Annotated in this window: 17 protein-coding genes and 1 pseudogene; 14 read left to right on the top strand and 4 right to left on the bottom strand. The window is 72.1% G+C overall.

Annotated elements, in window-relative coordinates; all coding sequences use genetic code 11:
* Position 1: 1 nt before the first annotated feature.
* On the bottom strand, positions 2 to 763 hold the full coding sequence (locus ACIBJG_RS16335) for an SDR family oxidoreductase (protein WP_399308173.1): 762 nt from the start codon (positions 761 to 763) through the stop codon (positions 2 to 4).
* Between the two features lie 189 nt (positions 764 to 952).
* Here ACIBJG_RS16335 and ACIBJG_RS16330 point away from each other — a divergent pair, with 189 nt between their 5' ends.
* Complete coding sequence (locus tag ACIBJG_RS16330) at positions 953 to 1825, top strand: helix-turn-helix transcriptional regulator (RefSeq protein ID WP_399308172.1); 873 nt, start codon at positions 953 to 955, stop codon at positions 1823 to 1825.
* A 438-nt stretch (positions 1826 to 2263) separates the two neighbouring features.
* A complete protein-coding gene (locus ACIBJG_RS16325) occupies positions 2264 to 4174 on the top strand; it encodes a protease pro-enzyme activation domain-containing protein (protein ID WP_399308170.1) in 1911 nt (636 codons plus the stop codon).
* A gap of 100 nt (positions 4175 to 4274) precedes the next feature.
* Here ACIBJG_RS16325 and ACIBJG_RS16320 read toward each other — a convergent pair whose 3' ends face one another.
* Complete coding sequence (locus ACIBJG_RS16320; protein ID WP_399308169.1) at positions 4275 to 5414, bottom strand: Ku protein; 1140 nt, start codon at positions 5412 to 5414, stop codon at positions 4275 to 4277.
* A 60-nt stretch (positions 5415 to 5474) separates the two neighbouring features.
* Between ACIBJG_RS16320 and ligD the strand changes: the two genes are divergently transcribed.
* From ligD to ACIBJG_RS16280, 8 genes are all read left to right on the top strand, one after another.
* Positions 5475 to 6371, top strand: a complete 897-nt coding sequence (gene ligD, locus ACIBJG_RS16315) for a non-homologous end-joining DNA ligase (protein ID WP_399308167.1) — start codon at positions 5475 to 5477, stop codon at positions 6369 to 6371.
* Positions 6372 to 6516: 145 nt separating this feature from the next.
* Positions 6517 to 8661, top strand: coding sequence for a HEAT repeat domain-containing protein (locus ACIBJG_RS16310; RefSeq protein WP_399308166.1), 2145 nt, complete (start codon positions 6517 to 6519; stop codon positions 8659 to 8661).
* On the top strand, positions 8658 to 8987 hold the full coding sequence (locus ACIBJG_RS16305) for a zinc-ribbon domain-containing protein (RefSeq protein ID WP_399308165.1): 330 nt from the start codon (positions 8658 to 8660) through the stop codon (positions 8985 to 8987). Before ACIBJG_RS16310 ends, ACIBJG_RS16305 begins: the two co-directional genes overlap by 4 nt.
* Before the next feature lie 135 nt (positions 8988 to 9122).
* Positions 9123 to 9926, top strand: coding sequence for a hypothetical protein (locus ACIBJG_RS16300; RefSeq protein ID WP_399308163.1), 804 nt, complete (start codon positions 9123 to 9125; stop codon positions 9924 to 9926).
* Positions 9923 to 11266, top strand: coding sequence for an ATP-binding protein (locus ACIBJG_RS16295; protein ID WP_399308162.1), 1344 nt, complete (start codon positions 9923 to 9925; stop codon positions 11264 to 11266). The genes ACIBJG_RS16300 and ACIBJG_RS16295 overlap by 4 nt, the downstream gene beginning before the upstream one ends.
* A gap of 91 nt (positions 11267 to 11357) precedes the next feature.
* Complete coding sequence (locus ACIBJG_RS16290) at positions 11358 to 12737, top strand: FtsW/RodA/SpoVE family cell cycle protein (protein WP_399308160.1); 1380 nt, start codon at positions 11358 to 11360, stop codon at positions 12735 to 12737.
* Between the two features lie 34 nt (positions 12738 to 12771).
* The gene (locus ACIBJG_RS16285) at positions 12772 to 14229 is read left to right on the top strand and encodes a penicillin-binding transpeptidase domain-containing protein (protein WP_399308159.1); all 1458 of its coding nucleotides are present in this window, start codon (positions 12772 to 12774) and stop codon (positions 14227 to 14229) included.
* Positions 14230 to 14234: 5 nt separating this feature from the next.
* Complete coding sequence (locus ACIBJG_RS16280) at positions 14235 to 15302, top strand: amidase family protein (protein WP_399308158.1); 1068 nt, start codon at positions 14235 to 14237, stop codon at positions 15300 to 15302.
* Positions 15303 to 15535: 233 nt separating this feature from the next.
* Here the strand turns inward: ACIBJG_RS16280 and ACIBJG_RS16275 are convergent, their stop codons facing one another.
* Positions 15536 to 16426: an ADP-ribosylglycohydrolase family protein gene (locus ACIBJG_RS16275; RefSeq protein ID WP_399308156.1), complete on the bottom strand. Its 891-nt coding sequence runs from the start codon at positions 16424 to 16426 to the stop codon at positions 15536 to 15538.
* A gap of 57 nt (positions 16427 to 16483) precedes the next feature.
* Between ACIBJG_RS16275 and ACIBJG_RS16270 the strand changes: the two are divergent.
* A pseudogene (locus tag ACIBJG_RS16270) lies at positions 16484 to 16702 on the top strand (DUF664 domain-containing protein); the annotation flags it as partial.
* A gap of 38 nt (positions 16703 to 16740) precedes the next feature.
* Here the strand turns inward: ACIBJG_RS16270 and ACIBJG_RS16265 are convergent.
* Complete coding sequence (locus ACIBJG_RS16265; RefSeq protein WP_399308155.1) at positions 16741 to 17850, bottom strand: ferritin-like domain-containing protein; 1110 nt, start codon at positions 17848 to 17850, stop codon at positions 16741 to 16743.
* Between the two features lie 179 nt (positions 17851 to 18029).
* On the opposite strand from ACIBJG_RS16265, the gene ACIBJG_RS16260 reads away from it, so the two are divergent.
* Genes ACIBJG_RS16260 through ACIBJG_RS16250 form a run of 3 tightly spaced genes read left to right on the top strand, consistent with a single transcriptional unit; the run spans position 18030 to position 20028 of the window.
* Complete coding sequence (locus ACIBJG_RS16260; protein WP_399308154.1) at positions 18030 to 18965, top strand: diiron oxygenase; 936 nt, start codon at positions 18030 to 18032, stop codon at positions 18963 to 18965.
* 26 nt (positions 18966 to 18991) lie between these two features.
* Positions 18992 to 19744 (top strand): TetR/AcrR family transcriptional regulator, encoded by a 753-nt coding sequence (locus tag ACIBJG_RS16255; RefSeq protein WP_399308153.1) that lies wholly within the window; start codon positions 18992 to 18994, stop codon positions 19742 to 19744.
* 17 nt (positions 19745 to 19761) lie between these two features.
* Complete coding sequence (locus ACIBJG_RS16250) at positions 19762 to 20028, top strand: hypothetical protein (RefSeq protein WP_399308152.1); 267 nt, start codon at positions 19762 to 19764, stop codon at positions 20026 to 20028.
* Positions 20029 to 20082 lie beyond the last annotated feature (54 nt).

Below are 20082 nucleotides of genomic sequence, written 5' to 3'. Positions count from 1 at the left end.
GTCAGCCTTCGCGGCCGGGCAGCATCCCCAGGGCCCGGGAGCGCTGCGCGACGAGGTCGTCGTAGGTGCCGTCGCGCTCGGCCCAGCGGTGCACGAGGGCCGCCTTCACGACGACTTCGCGGGGCGTGGGGTCCGCCGAGAGCAGGTGCATGACCTCGGTGGCGAAACCGTCGAGCGGCAGCGCGTGCGGGTTCACCTCTTCCTGGCCTGCAGTGGCGACGGCCGGGGGGACGAGCTCGACGACGCCGACGCCGGTTCCGTCGAGCTGAGCGCGCAGGGCCTCGGAGTAGGCGTGTACCGCGGCCTTCGAGGCGGCGTAGGTGGGCATGGGGGGGAAGGGCAGGAAGGCGATGCCGGAGGTGACGGTGATGAACGTGCCGGTGCCCCGCCGGACCAGGTGCGGGGTGAAGGCGTCGATGACCCGGATGGTGCCCACCAGGTTGGTGTCGATCGTCCTCTCCGCCGCCTCGAAGTGCGCGGGGTCGCGCAGGTCCTCCAGGAGCATGACGCCCGGCATCGTCACCACGGTGTCCAGCTGGGGGTACCGGGCGAGCACGGCGTCGCGGGCGGAGGTGACGGAGGCGCTGTCGGTGACGTCGATACTGATGGTGCCGAAGCCTTCTCCGGCGAGTTCCGAGAGTGCCTCGGTGTTGCGGCCGCCGACGGCCACGGTGCTGCCCGCCGCGGCGAACCGGCGGGCCAGCTCCCGTCCGATGCCCGAGGTCCCGCCGACGACGAGAACGGTGCGGTTGGAGAGATCCATGAGGTCTTCCCTTCGGTCCGGGGCGCCGGCGGCATTCGGGCTGCGGCGCCTTCGGTGATGTTCCGCGGTCCTCCGCAGAACGCTGTACCCGCAGTCTTGACGGAATCAGCCGGGCCTGGCAGAGCCCCCGTCTTCCCTGGTCCTGCGAGGGCCCCCTCTGCGACTCGCACACCGCATTACGGTGGGCCCATGAAGGATGAGGAATCCGGCAACCGGCTCGGCAGCTACCTGCGCGCCCGGCGCGAGCTGGTCTCCCCGGAGCAGGCAGGGATCCCGCCCGGCGGCAACCGCCGGGTGCCGGGGCTGCGCCGTGAGGAAGTGGCCCTGCTCGCCGGCATCAGCCCCGACTACTACCTGCGCCTGGAACGTGGCCGCGACAAGAATCCTTCGCCCCAGATCCTCGAATCACTCGCACGGGTCCTGCTTCTCGACGATGTCGAGCGGACGTATCTGCTCGGTCTCACGGCGGTACGTCCCAGGTCGTCGCGGCGCAAGCGGCCCGAGCACGTCCCCGCACGGGTGCACCAGCTCCTCGCCCACCTTCAGGTCCCCGCGTTCGTCGAAGGGCGCGCTTTCGACGTCCTGGCTTCCAATCCCATGGCCGTCGCGCTCTCCCCGCGCCTGCGGCCCGGCCAGAACCGGCTGCGTTCCCTGTTCCTCGACCCCGGGGAACAGGCCTTCCACCAGGACTGGGAGAAGGCTGCGGCCGAATTCGTCGCCGGGCTGCGCACCACCATCGGGGACGACACCGACAACCCCAGGTTCGTGGAGCTCGTCGGGGAGCTCGCACTGTCCAGTCAGCGGTTCCGCGAGCTGTGGGCCCGCCACGACGTCCGTAACCTCGACGGGGGCACCGCCACCGTCCACCATCCCGTCGTCGGTGCACTACGGCTCCACCGCGACAAGCTGCCCATCGGCGACGTCATCCTCGTCGTCTACTACCCCGACAAGGACAGCGACAGCGACGAGAAGCTGCACCTTCTCGCCGCACTCTCACAGACCGGGCCCACCGACGCGGCACACAGCGGGTCGGCAGACGCCCCGCACCCGAAGACGTCATGACGAAGGCCGGCCGTGCGGCCGGAACGGTCGCGGCGACGACTCGGGCCGGAGGAAGGCGCAGGCACAAGCGGCGTGCTCACCACCGGCCCGGGTTCGCGCCCCGGTTGACGAGCGTGCGGCGCGCGGGCCGGTTCATGCCGGACCCGGGACAGACACCCACTGGTACACGATCACGATCTGACACGGGTGCCCCGCAGCCCCCGACACCGGGTCATACCTGAGGAAAGAGCAAGATACTCGGCGGTCCGGTGCGAACTCCCCTCGCCGACTTACCCCTTGGCCGATTCTTGGTCATTGCATGCCCCCTACATGAGGCGTTCCTCGCCAGAGTGGCGCATTACATGTGCACATCATCCGGCACATGCTCCACACGCGAGACCCACATCGCAGGGGGTTATTTTGAGAATCAGCCGCGCCCGACGACGCGCCGCGCTGAGCATGGCAGCGACACTGCCGCTGCTCGCCGGTGCGCTCGCCCTCGGGATACCCGACGCCAGCGCGGATTCCGCGCCGAGCGGCCGGGACGCGCTGCAGGGCACCAAGCCGGCCTGGGCCACCGCCACGGCCGACCGGGGCGCCACGGCCGACAGCGGAAAGGTCACCGTCCGGGTCCACCTCGCCGGACGGGACGCGAAGGGGCTGGCCGCCTACGCGGCCGCCGTCTCCGACCCGCAGTCGCCTTCGTACGGGAAGTACCTGAGCGCCGCGCAGGCGCAGGCGCGGTTCGGGGCCACCCAGGACCAGATCGACCGGGTCGGCCAGTGGCTGGAGTCCAGCGGGCTGACCGTCACCGGCGCCAACCGGCACTACGTCTCGGCCACCGGTGAAGTGGCGAAGACCGAGAAGGCGTTCGGCACCCAGCTGCGCGACTACCGCAAGGGCGGCCGCACCTACCGCGCTCCGGCCTCCACCGCCTCCGTACCCGCCGCGCTGAGCGATGTCGTACTCGCCGTCTCGGGCCTCGACAACGCACCGCACAAGTCGAGTCACGACGAGGTGCTGCCGCCGCCGGACGCGGTGTTCCGCAACTCCGGGCCGTTCTCCTCCTACTTCGGGTCGAAGACCGCCTCCACCCTGCCGGGCGCGTACGGGGACGAGGTGCCGTACGCGGTCAAGGGGTACACGGGCAAGCAGCTGCGCGCCGCGTACGGGGCCGGGAGCTACACCGGCGAGGGGGTGACCGTCGCCATCACCGACGCGTACGCCTCCCCCACCATCGCGAAGGACGCCGCCGAGTACGCCAAGCGCAACGGCGACGCGCCCTACCGGCGTGGGCAGTTCAGCCAGGTGCTGCCGGACGACTACACGAAGACCGAGGAGTGCGGTGCCTCCGGCTGGTACGGCGAGGAAACCCTCGACGTCGAGGCCGTGCACGCCGTCGCGCCCGCCGCCGACATCGTGTACGTGGGCGGCGCGTCCTGCTACGACAACGACCTGCTGGACTCGCTGAACAAGGTCGTCGACCACCGGCTCGCGGACATCGTCTCCAACTCGTGGGGCGACATCGAGGCCAACCAGACGCCCGACCTGGCGCTCGCCTACGACCAGGTGTTCAAGATGGGCGCGGTCGAGGGCATCGGCTTCTACTTCTCCTCGGGTGACGACGGCGACAACGTCGCGTCCACCGGCACCAAGCAGATCGACGTCCCGTCCAACTCCGCCTGGGTGACCTCAGCCGGCGGTACGTCACTGGCCGTCGGCAAGCACGACACGTACCAGTGGGAGACCGGCTGGGGCACGCTGAACGCCCCCCTGGCGGCGGACGGCAAGAGCTGGACGGGCTTCCCCGGCGCGTACACCTCGGGCGCGGGCGGCGGGACCAGCTCCACCGTGAAGCAGCCGTTCTACCAGCGCGGCATCGTGCCGGACTCACTGGCGAAGGCCAACGGGAAGACCCGGATGCGTACGGCTCCGGACATCGCGGCCGTCGCCGACCCGAACACCGGCTTCCTGGTGGGCCAGACGCAGACGCTGCCGGACGGATCACTGGGCTACGACGAGTACCGCATCGGCGGTACGTCGCTGGCGGCGCCGGTCATCGCCGGTGTCCAGGCCCTGGCGCAGCAGGCGCAGCGCGGGCGCCCGATCGGTTTCGCCAACCCGGCGATCTACGCCCGCTACCACTCGAAGGCGTACCACGACGTGACGGACCACCCGCTGGGTGCCGGCCGTGATCTCGCGGTCGCCCGGGTGGACTTCGTCAACGGCGTCGACGCGGCGGACGGCCTGCGGACCTCCGTGCGCAGCCTGGGCAAGGACGCCTCGCTGTCGGCGGTGCGGGGATACGACGACGTGACGGGTGTCGGTACGCCGGCCTCCGGCTATGTGAGCTCGTACCGCAGGCGCTGAGTCCGGTGCGCTGGACGGGGGGGGCGGCCGCCACGGGACTCGGTCCTGTGGCGGCCGTCCGGTCTGCTCCCGGTGCGCCGGTGGTGGGCAACCGACTCGGTCACGCCGAGGCCCGTTTGCGCGAGGCGGCCTTGGTACCGCCCTGCTTCTTGGCCGCCGCCGTCTTCTTGGCCGCGGCGCTCTTGGCCGTGCCGTTCTTCGACTCGGTCTTCTTCGCGCCGGACCGGCTGCTGGACGCGCTCTTCTTCGCCGCCGGTTTTCCCGTACTCGCCGTGGACTTCTTCGCTCCCGAGGACTTGGGCGAGGAGGAAGCGGTCTTCCGGGCCCCGCCGGACCCGGCGCGCGACACCGACTTGCCCGTGGGCGTCCTGCGGGTGGTGGAGCCCGATGACTCGCGGTCCGCGATCGAGGTGACCGATGCCTTCTCCTCGTCCGCGCCACCCCTCTCGCCCTCCTCCTCGCCGCGGGCTTCCTTCGCCGCCCGCACACTGCTCTCCAGGGCCGCGAGCAGGTCGATGACCTTTCCGCCGCCGGAGCCGCCGGACTCGGGCGGTTCCAGGACCTCACCGGATGCCTTGGCCGCGATGAGTTCCTCGACCGCCTCGCGGTAGTCGTCGTGCAGCGAGTCCATGTCGACCTCGCCGAGCGTGTCCATCAGGGCGTCCGCCAGGTCGAGTTCGGCGTCGCGGACCGACACGTCGCTCTCCGGGGCGACCCCTTCGGGGGCCCGGATCTCGTCCGGCCAGAGCAGTCCGTGCATCGCGATCACGTCGTCGACCACGCGCAGCATCCCCAGGCGCTCCCGCCCGCGCAGCGCGTACTTGGCGAGGGCGACCTTCTGGCTGCGCTTCAGGGCTTCGCGCAGCAGGGTGTACGGCTTGGCGGCCGGTACTCCGTTGGCGGAGAGGTAGTACGCCGCGTCCATCTGGAGCGGGTCGATGGAGTCTGCCGGTACGAAGGCGACGATCTCGATCGTCTTGGCGGTGGGCAGCGGCAGCGAGCCGAGGTCCTCGTCGGTGATCGGGATCATCGAGCCGTCCGCGTCCTCGTACGCCTTGCCGATGTCGGAGGCGGTCACCTCCTCGCCGTCCAGATCGCACACCTTGCGGTAGCGGATGCGGCCGCCGTCGGCGAGGTGGACCTGGCGGAAGGAGATCGAGTGGTTCTCGGTGGCGTTGACCAGCTTGATCGGGATGCTGACCAGCCCGAAGGAGATGGCGCCGTTCCAGATGGACCTCACCGGTCACCCCTTACATGCGTTACGCCCGTATAGATCCGTGTTTCGTGTGATTCTTATCGTATGACGCCGATCACAGTGGTGGAGGGGCGGCGGGTGCCGCTCAGCAACCTGGACAAGGTGCTGTATCCGGCCACCGGCACCACCAAGGGCGAGGTGCTGCACTACTACGCGGCCACGGCGGCCGAGGTGCTGCTGGCGCATCTGCGGGACCGGCCCCTGTCCTTCCTGCGCTATCCGGACGGGCCGGACGGGCAGCTCTTCTTCACCAAGAACCCGCCGCCCGGTACGCCGTCCTGGGTACACACCGCCCCGGTGCCGCACCACGAGAAGGAGCAGGCGAGGCAGGTCGTCGTCCAGGACCTCGCCTCGCTGATGTGGGCGGCCAACCTGGTGGTGGAGTTCCACACCCCGCAGTGGCGGGCCGAGGCGCCGGGGCTGGCCGACCGGATGGTGTTCGACCTGGACCCGGGGGCGCCCGCGACGGTCGTGGAGTGCTGCACGGTCGCGCTCTGGCTGCGGGAGCGGCTGGCCGCGGACGGCCTGCAGGCTTACGGGAAGACATCCGGTTCGAAGGGGCTGCATCTGCTTGTACCGGTGGAGCCCACCGCCTCCGAGCGCGTGTCGGCGTACGCGAAAACGCTCGCCGTCCAGGCCGAGAAGGAGCTTCCGGATCTGGTGGTGCACCGGATGAGGCGGGCGCTGCGGCCGGGCAAGGTGTTCGTCGACTTCAGCCAGAACGCGGCGGCGAAGACGACCGCAACCCCCTACACCCTGCGCGCGCGGGCCGAACCGACCGCCTCCGCGCCGGTCACCTGGGCCGAGATCGAGGCGTGCCGCCGGCCCGGGGAGCTCGTCTTCCTGGCCGGTGACATGGCGGAGCGGCTCGCGCGGTACGGCGATCTGCTCGCACCGCTCACCGAGCCGGACCACGGGCGGCCGGTTCCGGACACTCCGTAGGGCTCGATGGCCGGGACATACCGCATCGCCGCTGGCCTTGTCATGTTCAAGGGCAAAAGGCGGGATGGGGCGGGTGGATTGTCCGAGCGGTGGTGCACACTCTGCGCAGACACTGCTTCGTGGGAAACCGTGGGGAGGCGATGGCGTGTTCGCGGGGATCGACGAGGTCGACTGGGCCTCGATGGAGCACGCCTACGGGCCTGCCGACGACGTTCCGGAGCTGCTTCGGGGCCTGGCGTCCGCCGATCCGTCGGAACGCGAGGCCGCACTGGACGGCATGTACGGGGCGGTCCACCACCAGGGTGACGTCTACGCGTGCACGCTCGCCTGCATCCCCTTCCTCTTCGAGCTGGTCGTCGATCCGGTGGTCCCGGACCGCGGGGGCATCGTCGAGCTGCTGACCAGCATCGGCGGCATCGACATCGACGAGGAGGACCTCGGGGAGGCCGAGGACGAGGACGAGGCCGAGGGCGCGGCCAACTACGCGATGGCGGCGGCCGCCGTCAGCGCGGGCGCCGGGGTCTTCTTCGCACTGATGGCCGACGAGGACCCGGGGGTACGGGTCTCCGCCCCGCTGGCGCTGGCCACGCTGCACGGCAGTCCGGCCCGGGTGCTGACGCTGCTGCGGGAGCGGCTGACGGTCGAACCGGACGACGAGGTGCGGCTCGCCCTGGTCGAGGCCGCGGGGCGGGTCGCCCTGCGCCACGGCCCGCTGACCGGCCGGATCGCCGACTGGCTGAGCCGGCTGGCCGCCGAGGCGAACCCGCCGGGGCTGCGGCTGGCGGCCCTGGCCCAGCTGGCGCGGTGCGCGCCCGAGTCGCTCCCGGGCGATGTGGTGCGGGTGGTGGCGGGTCTCCTGCGGCAGCTGCGGTCGGCTCCGGGGACGGCGAAGGCCTCCGAGGCGGGGTCCCGGGGCCTGGGAACGCACACCGATCCCGATCCCGATCCCGCCTGCGCCGAGGCGGCACCGGTGACCCTGTTGGGGCAGCTGCGGGCGTTGTCGGCCGAGGACAGGGCCGGGCGTACGGCGCCCTGGACGGCCGATCTGCTGCGCACCCTGCATGTCGGCCTCGACGACCGGGTCGCCGACCGGACGGCACTGCTGGCCGATCAGCTGTGCAGCCCCGACCCGGGGCAGCGCATCGACGCCGTCCGGATGAGCGGCGGGCTGATCCGGGCCTGGCGCGGTTCCTACGGGGAGCTCGTCCGGCTCGTGGGCGAGCAGCTCACCTCGGACGAGCCGAAGCTGGCCGAGGCCGCCTCGCACGTCCTGGAGGAGCTCTTCGGCCTGGCCGCACCCGCGGCGGACGCGCTGGCGGCCCGGGTGGCGGCGGATCCGGGCGCCTGGGTGAAGGAGTGGGCGAGCGGGCCGCCGGGGCTCGGCAGCGCGGTGAAGGCCCTGGCCCGGCTGGGCGACGCCCGCGTGGTGCCCTCGCTGGCGGCGGCGCTGGAGCGGCCCGAGGTGCCGCACGACGTGGGGTTCGCCATCGGGTATCTGGGGCCTGCCGCCGCACCGTTGGCCGGGGTGCTGCGCCGCCGGCTGAGCGAGGTCGGGCTGGACGAGGAGGCGTACGACCGGGCGAGTCCGCTGCTCGCCGGGCTGACCGCGCTCCGGGCGGGCGAGGCGGCGCCGGAGGTGCTGCGGATCCTGCGCGGTGCGCCGGAGTACCGGGGCGAGTGGCTGCGTACGGCGGCGCTGCGGGCGCTCGGCTCGTTCGGGCCCGCGGCGCACTGCGCGGTCCCGGAGCTGCGGGCGCTGATCCGCCGCCCCGGGACGGCGGGGGCCACGGAGGCGGCCGAGGCGCTCTGGGCGGTGGACGGGGACGCCGGGGCGGTGCTGCCGGCCCTGATAGAGGGGCTCCAGGCGGAGCACGCGCGCGAGCGGCGGGCGGCGGCGAGCGCGCTGGGCCGGCTCGGCGCACACGCGGCGGTGACCGCGCCGCGGCTGCGGGCGCTGCTGCTCCACGAGGAGCTGTGGCTGCGGGTGGACGCGGCGATCGCCTTGTGGGAGGTTTCCGGACGGGCCGAGGAGTCCGTTCCGGTACTCCTCGCGGCCTGGGAACAGAACCGTCATGTCAGGGTTCGGGTGGCCGAATGCCTGGCGCGGACGGGGGCTGCTGGTGCAGGGTCGGACGCGGCGCACGTGCTGCACGCCGAACTCGCCTCCGTACGCCGTCACAACGCGATGGACGGCGGATACGGCAGCCACGACACGTACGAGGACGAAAAGCTGCTGGCGCTCTGCCGCCGGGCACTCCTGGGGAAGACGGGGAAGGGACCCACGACATGATCATTTTCGGTACGCGAGGCTATCTCTACCAACTGGCGGTCCTGACGCTGGTCTGCGGCTGGTGCGGGAATCCGTCGGCGCACACGCTGCGCAAGCGGGTGACGAAGTTCACGTTGTTCTTCGTGCCGCTGTTCCCCTTCTCGACGAAGTACGCCACGCAGTGCACCTTCTGCGGCGGGGAGCAGAAGATCCCCAAGGAGCAGGCCGACCAGCTGCTGGCCCAGCACGTGGCCTCGCAGGACGGGAACCCCTTCGGTCAGTCCCCGCAGCAGCCGGGCTACGCTCCGGGCACGCAGGGCCAGGGCCAGAACCCGTATCAGCACTGAAGTACCGGAACCGAAGCATCAGTACGAAATACACATAAGAGACCTCCTTCCGCATAAGGTCTACGGAGCCGGAGCCGGGGCCGTGCACACGCACGCGCGGTCCGGCCCGGCCGGCCCTCGGAATCGGAGGAAGACATGCGTCCGCAGCACCGGACGGGGCGCCGCGCGGCTGCCGCCTTCGCGGCTCTCACGGGCGCCGTCCTGCTGGCCGGCTGCGGCACCGGTGGCGAGCTGAAGAGCGCCGGACGGGCCCCGGCCGCCATCGGTCCCGCCCGTCTCTGGCCGGAGCTGCCGCCCGCCTCCGCCGCCCCGTACGACTACGGCGAGGGCGAGACCGCTCATATCCCCGGGATCACCGTCCCGGGCGGCGACGTGCGCCGGCTGGACCCGGTGGCGGTGGTGCAGGCGGGGCTGAACGCCCGTCCGGACCGGTCCAGCGGCACGGCCGCGTTCCCCGCCGAGACCGTACGCCGGATCAGCGCCTGCCGGACCGCACCCGCCTCCTGCCCGGTGCTGAAGCCGTACTACCGCGACCTGACGGGCGACGGGCGCGACGAGATGGTCCTCGGCATCCAGCTGGCCGACCGTCAGCTCTCCGTACGCGTCTACATGCCGGAGCCGAGCGGGCTGACCCGGATCATGTCGACCTCCGATGCCGTGATCAGCGTGGAGCTGGCGGGCCGGGACCTGATCATGCGGGCTCCGTCGGCCATCACCGGGTACGAATACCGCACGGCCTGGTCCTGGGACGACCAGCAGCGCGCCATGCTGCCGACGCAGGACGAGATCCTGCGGATGGCTCCCCGGGCCGACCCGGGCCGGCGCAACACGCCGAGCGCCCGGCCCTCCGCCCGGCCGACCGCCGACGCGACCCCGACACCCGGCACCGCCGCGCCCACCTCGGCCCCCTCCGCGGCCGTGACCGCGGAGCGCCGGTGAGAGCGCACCGGACCGGCGCGGCCCGGTCCCGGCGCGGCCGGCGCGGGCCGCGGCTGCCCGCCTGGACCGCGACGCTCACCTGGAAGTCCGCGGTCTTCATCACCGTGATGTGCTGCGTCCTCGCCGCCCTGCTGGGCGTGCTGGTGCACACCGCGGTCACCCGGCAGACGGTCGGCCACGCCCGGGAAAAGGCGCTGGCCCGACTGGAGGCCGTCACCACGGCCTACGAGGCGGGCGGTGCGCTGCCGCCGCGTTCCGGGCTCGACCCGCCGGGGCTGCCCGCGTCGCTGCGCGCCCTGGCGGTGGACGGGAAGCGGGGCACGATGGTGGCCGACCACCTCGGCCGCCCCACGATGTGGGCCGCCGCCCCGGCCGACGGGCGGGCCCTGGCGACACAGATCGACTACAGCCAGAGCGCCCGCACGATCAACGGCCTGGACGGGGCGATCGTGGGCTCCTCGCTGCTGGCGATCGGCGCCACCCTGCTCGTCGGGGCGTTCGCCGTCACCCGGGTGACCCGGCGGCTGCACCAGACCGCGCGGGTGGCCCGCCGGATCGGTGCGGGAGACCTGGACGCCCGCGTCAACGACCCGCGCACGGCCGACCCCTCGCGCCGCCAGGACGAGGTCGCGATCGTCGCCGGAGCGCTGGACACCATGGCCTCGGCGCTCCAGCGCAAGCTCGTGGCCGAGCAGCGCTTCACCGCCGATGTGGCGCACGAGCTGCGCACCCCGCTGACCGGCCTGTCGGCCGCCGCCGAACTCCTGCCGCCGGGCCGTCCCTCGGAGCTGGTGCAGGACCGGGTCCGGGCGATGCGCGCGCTGACGGAGGATCTGCTGGAGATCTCCCGGCTCGACGCCCGTACCGAACAGGTCGATCTCGCTGTGCACGAACTGGCGCCGCTCGCCGGGCGGGTGGCGTGCGCCTCGGGTCCCGGCACCGAGGTCCGGATCGCCCCGGACGGGCCGCCCATGCGGGTCGAGACGGACAAGCGGCGCTTCGAGCGGGTGCTCGGCAATCTGATCGGCAACGCGCACCGGCACGGCCGTCCGCCGGTGGTGCTGACGGTCGACGGGCCGGTCGTGACCGTACGCGACCACGGCGGGGGCTTCCCGGACTACCTGATCGCGGGCGGTCCGCAGCGCTTCCGTACGGAGGCCGGCACCAAGGGGCACGGCCTCGGGCTGACCATCGCCGTCGGGCAGGCCGAGGTGATGGGCGCCGAACTGGCCTTCGAGAACGCGCCGGACGGCGGGGCGGTGGCGCGGCTGACGCTGCCGGAGTACGTACACCTGGACGACGGCGGCCAGGAGCCGCCGCACTCCCCCGCCGAGGTCTGACGGCAGGGCGGCACCCCTGGACCGCAGACCCACGAACCCCCACACCAGCACATAAGGGAAATAACACCCACCTCTTGCTACGTTGCGTGGCATGACCGCAACGACGGCGGACGCACCCCCGCCCGAGCTGCGCCTGCCCAAGCGGCGCGGCGTAGAACTCTCGCTCCTCATCGGGGCCGTCCTCCTCTCCGTCTACGGCTACGCCGCCGTCGGTCTGGCCCACGACGACGCGGTCCCGCCCGATGTCGCCGGATACGGCGGCGGGCTCGGGCTGCTCGCCCTCCTCGCCCATCTCGCCGTCCGCTTCCGTGCCCCGTACGCCGATCCGCTGCTGCTGCCCATCGCCGTCCTGCTCAACGGCGTGGGCCTGGTGCTGATCTACCGGCTCGACCTGGAGACCCCGAAGGACCAGGCGGCGCCCACCCAGCTGATCTGGTCCACGCTCGGCGTCGCGTTCTTCATCGCGGTGGTGGTGTTCCTGCGCGACCACCGGGTCCTCCAGCGCTACGCGTACCTCTCCGTCGCCGCCGCCCTCGTCCTGATGATCGTGCCGATCTTCTTCCCCGCGGTGAACGGCGCCAAGATCTGGATCAGGATCGGCGGATTCTCCTTCCAGCCGGGCGAGTTCGCCAAGATCCTGCTCGCGGTGTTCTTCGCCGCCTACCTCGCGGCGAACCACAACGCCCTCGCGTACACCGGCCGCAGGATCTGGAAGCTCCAGCTCCCCGCCGGCCGGGTACTCGGCCCGATCGTGGCCATCTGGCTGATCAGTGTCGGGGTCCTGGTCCTGGAGCGCGATCTGGGCACCTCGCTGCTGTTCTTCGGCCTGTTCGTGATCCTGCTGTACGTGGCGACGGGCCGGACCGGCTGGATCGCCGTCGGACTGCTGCTGGCCGCCGTCGGCGCGTTCGTCGTCGGCTCCTTCGAACCGCATGTGCACAGCCGGGTGCAGGACTGGCTCGACCCGTTCGCCTCCATCGACGCCGGCCGGGGCCCCGGGCAGCTCGCCCAGTCACTGTTCGCCTTCGCCGCGGGCGGGATGCTCGGCGCCGGTCTCGGGCTCGGCCACTCCATCCTCATCGGCTTCGCCGCCAAGTCCGACTTCATCCTGGCGACGGCCGGCGAGGAGCTCGGCCTGACCGGGCTGACCGCACTGTTCATGCTGTACGCGCTGCTGGTGGCGCGCGGATACCGGGCCGGGCTCGCCCTGCGCGACGCGTTCGGGCGGCTGCTCGCGATCGGCCTCGCCTCGATCCTGGCGCTCCAGGTGTTCGTGATCGCGGGCGGGGTGATGGGGCTGATCCCGCTGACCGGCATGGCGATGCCGTTCCTCGCCCAGGGCGGTTCTTCGGTGGTCACCAACTGGATCATCGTGGCGCTGCTGATCCGGGTCAGCGACGTGGCCCGCAGACCCCACCCGGACAAGGTGGAGACCGGAGTCGTCGCCTCGGTTCCGGAGGGCGAACTGTGATGTCCCATCCGCCGGCCACCCGGGAGGCCCGGACATGATCCGCTACATCCGCCGCGCCGCCGCGTTCTGCCTGCTGCTGCTCGTGGCACTGCTGGTGAACGCCGCCCGCGTCCAGGTCTTCGAGGCCGACGCTCTCGACGACAACCCCGCCAACCGCCGTACCACCATCGACCGTTACGACCAGCCGCGCGGCAACATCCTGGTCGACGGCCGGTCCGTCACCGGCTCGAAGGACACCGGCGAGCAGCTCGCCTACGAGCGCACCTACCGCAACGGCCCGCTGTACGCGCCGGTGACGGGCTACGCCTCGCAGACGTACGGCACGACCCTGATCGAGAACGCCGAGGACACGATCCTCTCCGGCACGGACCCCAGGCTCGCCCCGCTCCCCTTCTGGAACGAGATCACCCGCGCCCGGCAGCCGGGCGGCGATGTCGTCACCACGATCAAGGACTCGATGCAGCGCGCCGCCTACGAGGGGCTCGGCAGCCGCCGGGGCGCCGTCGCGGCCGTCGAGCCGGCGACCGGCAAGATCCTGGCCCTGGTCTCGACCCCGTCGTACGACCCCGGGCGGCTCTCCGGCACCGGTTCGTCCGTCACCGACGCCTGGCGCGAGCTCAACGCGTCCGCGAGCCAGCCGATGCTCAACCGGGCGATCCGGCAGACGTATCCGCCCGGCTCCACGTTCAAGATCGTGACGGCCGCGGCGGCGCTGGACGCCGAGGTCGTCACCGATCCGGACGCCGAGACGGACACCCCCTCCCCCTACGTCCTGCCGGGCACCTCGACGACACTGCCCAACGAGGCGAGCGGCTGCGAGCAGGCGTCGCTGGCCGAGGCGATCCGGGTCTCCTGCAACACCGTGATGGCGCACCTCGGAGTGGAGGTCGGGCTGGACGGCATGGTGGAGGCCGTCGGGAAATTCGGCTTCAACGACACCGGGCTCAAGATCCCGTCCGGGGTGGCGAAGAGCAACTTCGACACGGACATGAGCGACGACCAGCTGGCCCAGTCCGCGATCGGCCAGTTCAACACGACGGCGACCCCGCTCCAGATGGCGATGGTGGCCGCGGCCGTGGCCAACGGCGGCGACCTCATGCACCCGTACCTGGTGGACCGTACGACCACGCACAGCGGCTCCACCGTCCGCACCACCGGGCCGCGTACGTACCACCGGGCGATGAATCCGCTGACGGCGACGCAGCTGCGCCAGATGATGATCGACGTGGTCCAGGACGGCACCGGCACCAACGCGGCCATCGACGGGGCGACGGTCGGCGGCAAGACCGGCACGGCCCAGCACGGCATCGACAACTCCGGTATGCCTTATGCGTGGTTCATCTCCTGGGCGCAGGCGGAGGGCTCCGCCAGGCCGGCCGTCGCCGTCGCCGTGGTCGTCGAGGACGCCGCCGCCGACCGGGCCGACATCAGCGGCGGGGGCAGCGCCGCGCCGATCGCCCGTTCCGTGATGGAGGCGGCGCTGCGAGACTGAGCCCCGTGACGGGATCCAGGGATGTCTCCGGGACGCTGGGCGCGATCGAGCGGGAGGACCCGCGACTGTGCGCCTTCCTCGACGTGTGGCGCCAGGAGGCCCTCGCCCGGCTGCCGGCGGCGGCCCGACTCCCCCTCGCCGGGCTGCCGTTCGCGGTGAAGGGCCCGACCGGGTTCCGTTCGTACGCCGCCCGCCGGCTGATCGCGGCCGGTGGCGTCCCGGTCGGCTCGACCTCCGTGCCGGGCCCCGGCACGTACTGGAAGACCTGGGGGCTGGGCGCTCACGGCCGCACCGTCAACCCGTGGCGGCCGGACCGGAGTCCGGGCGGCTCGTCGGCGGGCTCGGCGGTGGCGGTCGCGGCGGACCTGGTGACGCTGGCGACCGGCAGCGACGGGGCGGGGTCGGTGCGCATCCCGGCCGCCTGGTGCGGGGTGTTCGGGCTGAAGACGACCAACGGGCTGCTGCCCTCCCCCGACCGCTCCGGCCTCGCCTCCGCCGGGGTCCTGACCCGGACGGCCGCGCAGGCGGAGACCTATCTGCGCTGCGTCCTGGACGGCTACGAACCGGCCGCGGCCGAACTCCCCCTGGCCGCCGTCCACAGCCCGGACCTGGGGTTCGCGGACGTCGACCCGGAGGTGGCGGCGGTGGTGCGGGACGCGGTACGGCGGCTGGTCGCGGCGGGGGTGGTACGGCTCGTGGACAGCGGGTGCGAGCTGCTGGACCCGGGGGCGGTCTGGCAGGCCGTGCGGGACGGGGAGGTGCCACCGCACCTCGGGGACGTCCGGCGCGAGAACGACCGCAGGCTGGACGCCTTCTTCGCGGGCACGCCCCTGCTGCTCACCCCCGCCACCCCCAACCGCCCGCACGGCCACGACGGTCCGGGCGCGCTCTTCTCGACCTCGCTGACCTGTGCGTTCAACCTGAGCGGACATCCGGCGGCGAGTGTGCCCGCCGGATTCACCCCGGACGGCTGCCCGGTCGGGCTCCAACTCGTGGCGCGGCGGGGCGCGGACGCCCGGCTGCTGGCCATGGCGCGTGCGGTGGAGGAGGCGCTGGGGCCCGTGCGGCCGTGACGGGCGGCGGCATCCCGGGGAAACCGGGCGCCCCGGGCCCCGGACCGCCCCACGGCTGGGGTGCCTGCGGATACCCGTAGGGCGGCTGTCCCGGCACCGATGCTGGGCGTACGGATTCTACTGGGCCTGCGGCGAGCCGTACGGGTCCTGCGGAGGCGGGGGCGTGGTCATGGCGCCCAAGTTACGTCATACGCGAACATCGTTTCGAGTCCCCGGAAGGGGCCGCCCCCGCCTCAGTTCAGGGGCTCACGGCGTCGCAGCCACTCGGCCGGCACCCCCTCGACCCCGGTGACCGCGCCGACGACCCCGCCGGTGATGGCGCACGTGGTGTCGACGTCACCGAGCCCCTCGGCGGTGGCCCAGAGCGCGGCCTCCAGGTCGTCCGGGTGCCGGGCCGCGGTCCACAGGGCGAACGGCACGGTGTCGTCGGCACGGATGCGCTGCCCGTTGCCGAGCAGGTCGGCGGCCTTCCACGGTTCGGTGTCGAACGGTACGTCCACGGCCCTGAGCAGGCCGTCCCGCACCGCACCCGCGGGGGTCCGCCCGGCGACCCGGGACAGCGTGAACTCGCCCCGTACCGCCAGCGCCGCCGCCACCGCGACGGCCACCGCGCCCGCGATCCCCTCCGGGTGTGCGTGGGTGACCTCCGCTTGCAGGACAGCCTGTTCGACCACGTGGTCGACGTCGCGGTGGAACCGTGCGCCGAGCGGGGCGACCCGCATCGCGGCGCCGTTGCCGAGGCTGCCGCCCTCGAACAGTTCGGGCGCCAGCGTCCGCCAGTCGGCCGGCGACGTCAGCAGTTCGGGCAGCAGGATGTGCATGCCGTGGCCGTAGCCGCGGGCCCGGTCGGCGTCGAAGGCGAGAGCGAAGTACAGCGCGAGCCGGTCCTGCTCGACGTGCCCGTGGTCGTCGAGCACCCGCTGCAGCGCGCGGGCCAGCGCGGTGTCGTCGGTCCAGTGCCAGACGGGCTCGTGAGGTGTGCGGCGCGCCCGGATCTCGCTGTACGCCTGGCGGGGCTGCCGGAAGAGGGAGAACCATCGTTCCCCGAACGCGTCGCCGAGCGCGAGGGCTTCGAGACTGCGGCGGGCGGCGGTCAGGCCGGGGGTGGCATCGGTGGAGGTCATGGAGGCATCGTCCCGCCGCCGGCCCGGGACCGTACACCGGATTTCGGCGCCTGGCAGGTGGACCCCGGGGCCAACGCTGCCGAGGTCCTCGGCCGCTATCGCGAGGAGACGGCGCTCGCGGACGCCGTCATCACCTCGGCCGTGGCAGACGCACCCCTGGCGTGGTGGCCCCACGACCAGTTCGGCGCACCGCATCTGCACACGCTGCGGGACGTCCTGCCGCACGTCATCACCGAGACCGCGTGCCACGCCGGCCATCTCGACGCGGCACGCGAACTCCTCGACGGGCGGCGGTGGCCGGGGCCCGGCCGGGCCTACTGGCCCTGTCCGCCCTCCGCTATCGCCTCCGCCACCTCCGCGACCCGTTCCTGCTCCTCCACCTCGAAGCGCTCCCGGTCCAGCTGCTCGGCTATCTCCTCGTCCTGCGCCATCAGCAGGTCCAGGTTCGAGTCGCCGAGGTCGAAGACGCCCATGTCGACGTACGCCTTCTGGAGGCGCTCGCCCCACAGGCCGATGTCCTTGACGCATGGGACGATGCGGCTGAACAGCAGCTTGCGGAAGAGCTGGAGGAACTCCGAGTGCTCGGAGAGGTCCTTCGCCTCCTGCTTGGCGATGCCGAAGTTCTCCAGCACCTCGACCCCGCTGAGCCGGTCGCGCATCAGGTAGCAGCCCTCGATGACGAACTCCTCGCGTTCGCGCAGTTCGGCGTCGCTCAGCTGCTTGTAGTAGTCGCGCAGCGCCATCCGGCCGAAGGCGACGTGGCGGGCCTCGTCCTGCATGACGTACGCGAGGATCTGCTTGGGCAGCGGCTGGGTCGTGGTGTCGCGGATCATGCCGAACGCGGCCAGGGCCAGGCCCTCGATGAGGACCTGCATGCCGAGGTAGGGCATGTCCCAGCGCGAGTCGCGCAGAGTGTCGCCGAGCAGCCCCTGGAGGTTGTCGTTGACCGGGTACAGCATCCCGACCTTCTCGTGCAGGAACCGGCTGTAGATCTCCGCGTGCCTGGCCTCGTCCATGGTCTGGGTCGCGGAGTAGAACTTGGCGTCCAGGTCGGGGACGGACTCCACGATCCGGGCGGCGCAGACCATGGCGCCCTGCTCACCGTGCAGGAACTGGCTGAACTGCCAGGAGGTGTAGTGCTTGCGCAGCTCTCCCCGGTCGTTCTCGGTCATCTTCGCCCAGTGCGGGGTGCCGTACAGGGTGAGTGCCTCGTCGGGGGTGCCGAGCGGGTCCGTGGGGTCGACCTCGATGCTCCAGTCGATGCGCTTGTTGCCGTCCCACTGCTTGTCCTTGCCCTTCTGGTAGAGGGCGAGGAGCCGCTCGCGGCCGTCGTCGTAGTCCCAGCTGAACCGGGCGGCGCCCGAGGCGGGCACCGTCCACAGCGGCTGCTCGGGGGCGGTGGTGTAGAGGTCGTGTGTCGACACGGACGGCTCCTTCGCCTCTCAGGGCCTCGGTAAGTCACCTGACTCCTGGCTCAGTTGGCAGGTTCACACGTTGGTAGACGCCGGGTCAACAAGTCGCGCGCAAGGGATTGACGGCCTTGCTGACAGGCAGTCTCATAGTGGGTGACCGTCGGTAACCCAGGGGAGAGGCACGTCCAGCCATGACGACCGTGACCGAACGCGATGTGCAGTTGCTCCGCGACGCACTCGGCCCGCTCCGCGACCGCGAGCAGATCGCCGAACGGCTCCTGGAGGCCTCCGCCAAGCACTCCTTCGACCCGGACAAGGAGCTCGACTGGGACGCGGCGGCCGAGGACGGCAAGTGGTTCTGGCCGCCCGAGCTCATCTCCCTCTACGACACCCCGATGTGGAGGAGGATGTCGCTGGAGCAGCGGCAGGACCTGGCCCGCCACGAGGCCGCCTCGCTCGCCTCGCTCGGCATCTGGTTCGAGATCATCCTCATGCAGCTGCTGGTCCGCCACATCTACGACAAGCCCGTGGTCAGCAACCACGTCCGCTACGCGCTCACCGAGATAGCCGACGAGTGCCGGCACTCGATGATGTTCGGCCGGATGATCACCTGGAGCGGGGCCCCCTGCTACCCCGTTCCCCGCAGGTACCACAACCTCGCCCGGGTCCTGAAGACCGTCTCCACGACGCCCGGTTCGTTCGCGGCGACACTGCTCGGCGAGGAGATCCTCGACTGGATGCAGCGCCTGACCTTCCCCGACGAGCGCGTCCAGACCCTGGTGCGCGGCGTGACCCGCATCCACGTCGTCGAGGAGGCGCGCCACGTCCGGTACGCCCGCGAGGAGTTGCGCCGCCAGATGGTGACGGCCCCGCGCTGGGAGCGCGAGCTGACCCGGGTGAGCTGCGGGGAGGCGGCCCGCGTCTTCTCCGTCTGCTTCGTCAACCCGCAGGTGTACGAGAACGTCGGCCTGGACCGGCAGGAGGCCGTGGCCCAGGTGAAGGCCAGTGGTCACCGGGCGGAGGTCATGCAGTCCGGGGCCAAGCGGCTGACGGACTTCTTCGACGACATCGGTGTTCTGGGCGGGGTGGGACGCAGACTGTGGAAGAGCTCGGGCCTGCTGGCCTGACAGCATCAGCGCTTAGGCTGCCAGGTATGACCCCTGCCGCAGCCGCGCCGCCGACCCGTGCGTACCGAAGGCTCAGCGTCGAGGAACGGCGTACCCAGCTCCTCGGCGCGGCGCTCACCCTCTTCGCGCACCGGGCCCCCGACGAGGTCTCGCTCGACGAGGTCGCGACGGTGGCCGGGGTGTCGCGCCCGCTGGTCTACCGCTACTTCCCCGGCGGCCGTCAGCAGTTGTACGAGGCGGCGCTCAGGTCCGCCGCCGACCAGCTGAAGCTGTGCTTCGCCGAACCGGCCGTGGGCCCGCCCACGGAACGGGTGACGCGCGTCCTCGACCGCTATCTCGCCTTCGTCGACGAGCACGACGCCGGCTTCAGCGCCCTGCTGCGCGGCGGCAGCGTCGCCGAGACGTCCCGTACGAGCACGATCGTCGACGAGGTGCGCCGGGCGGCCGCCGAGCAGATCCTCCTGCACCTGGGCCGGGGCGCCGACAGCGAACCCGCGCCGCGGCTGCGGATGATGGTGCGCACCTGGATCGCCGCGGTCGAGGCCGCGTCGTTGATCTGGCTGGACGAGGGGAAGCAGCCGGCCGCGTCCGACCTGCGCGACTGGCTCGTCGACCAGTTCATCGGGCTCCTCGCCGTCACCGCGGCCACGGACCCGGAGACGGCGTCCGCGGTGGCCGAACTGCTGCCGCTGGAGACCGCGGCGGGCCCTGCCGGCCGGCTGGCGGACCGGCTGTCGCCGCTGATCGGCGCGGCGGAGCATCTGCTGCCGCCCGGCTGATCGGTCAGACTGGGGCGGTGAGAAGCGAGAACACCCCCTTCACCGGCGGCCCGCTGGACGGGCGCGTCCTGCCCGTCCTCGTCGGCGCGACCGGCCACCCGCCCAAGTGGTACGAGGTCCCGGTCCCGGCCGACGACGGCGGACCGGCCACCGTGTACGCCTACCGGCGGGTCCCGTCCGGGTACACCAAGCGGCTGGGGATCCAGCGGGGCTGGGTGTACGAGTACGCCCCGGACGGCCGTGAACGCCACCGCCCCAAGTGGCCCTGGTCGAAGCAGGGGTAAGAGGTCCGGGCGGAATGGGCCCCGGGCCGAACACTCTAAGATCGACGGTCCGAG

The organism is Streptomyces sp. NPDC050422 (assembly GCF_044458665.1).
Classification (GTDB): Bacteria; Actinomycetota; Actinomycetes; order Streptomycetales; family Streptomycetaceae; genus Streptomyces.
This window is presented reverse-complemented; position numbering and strand designations above follow the sequence as displayed.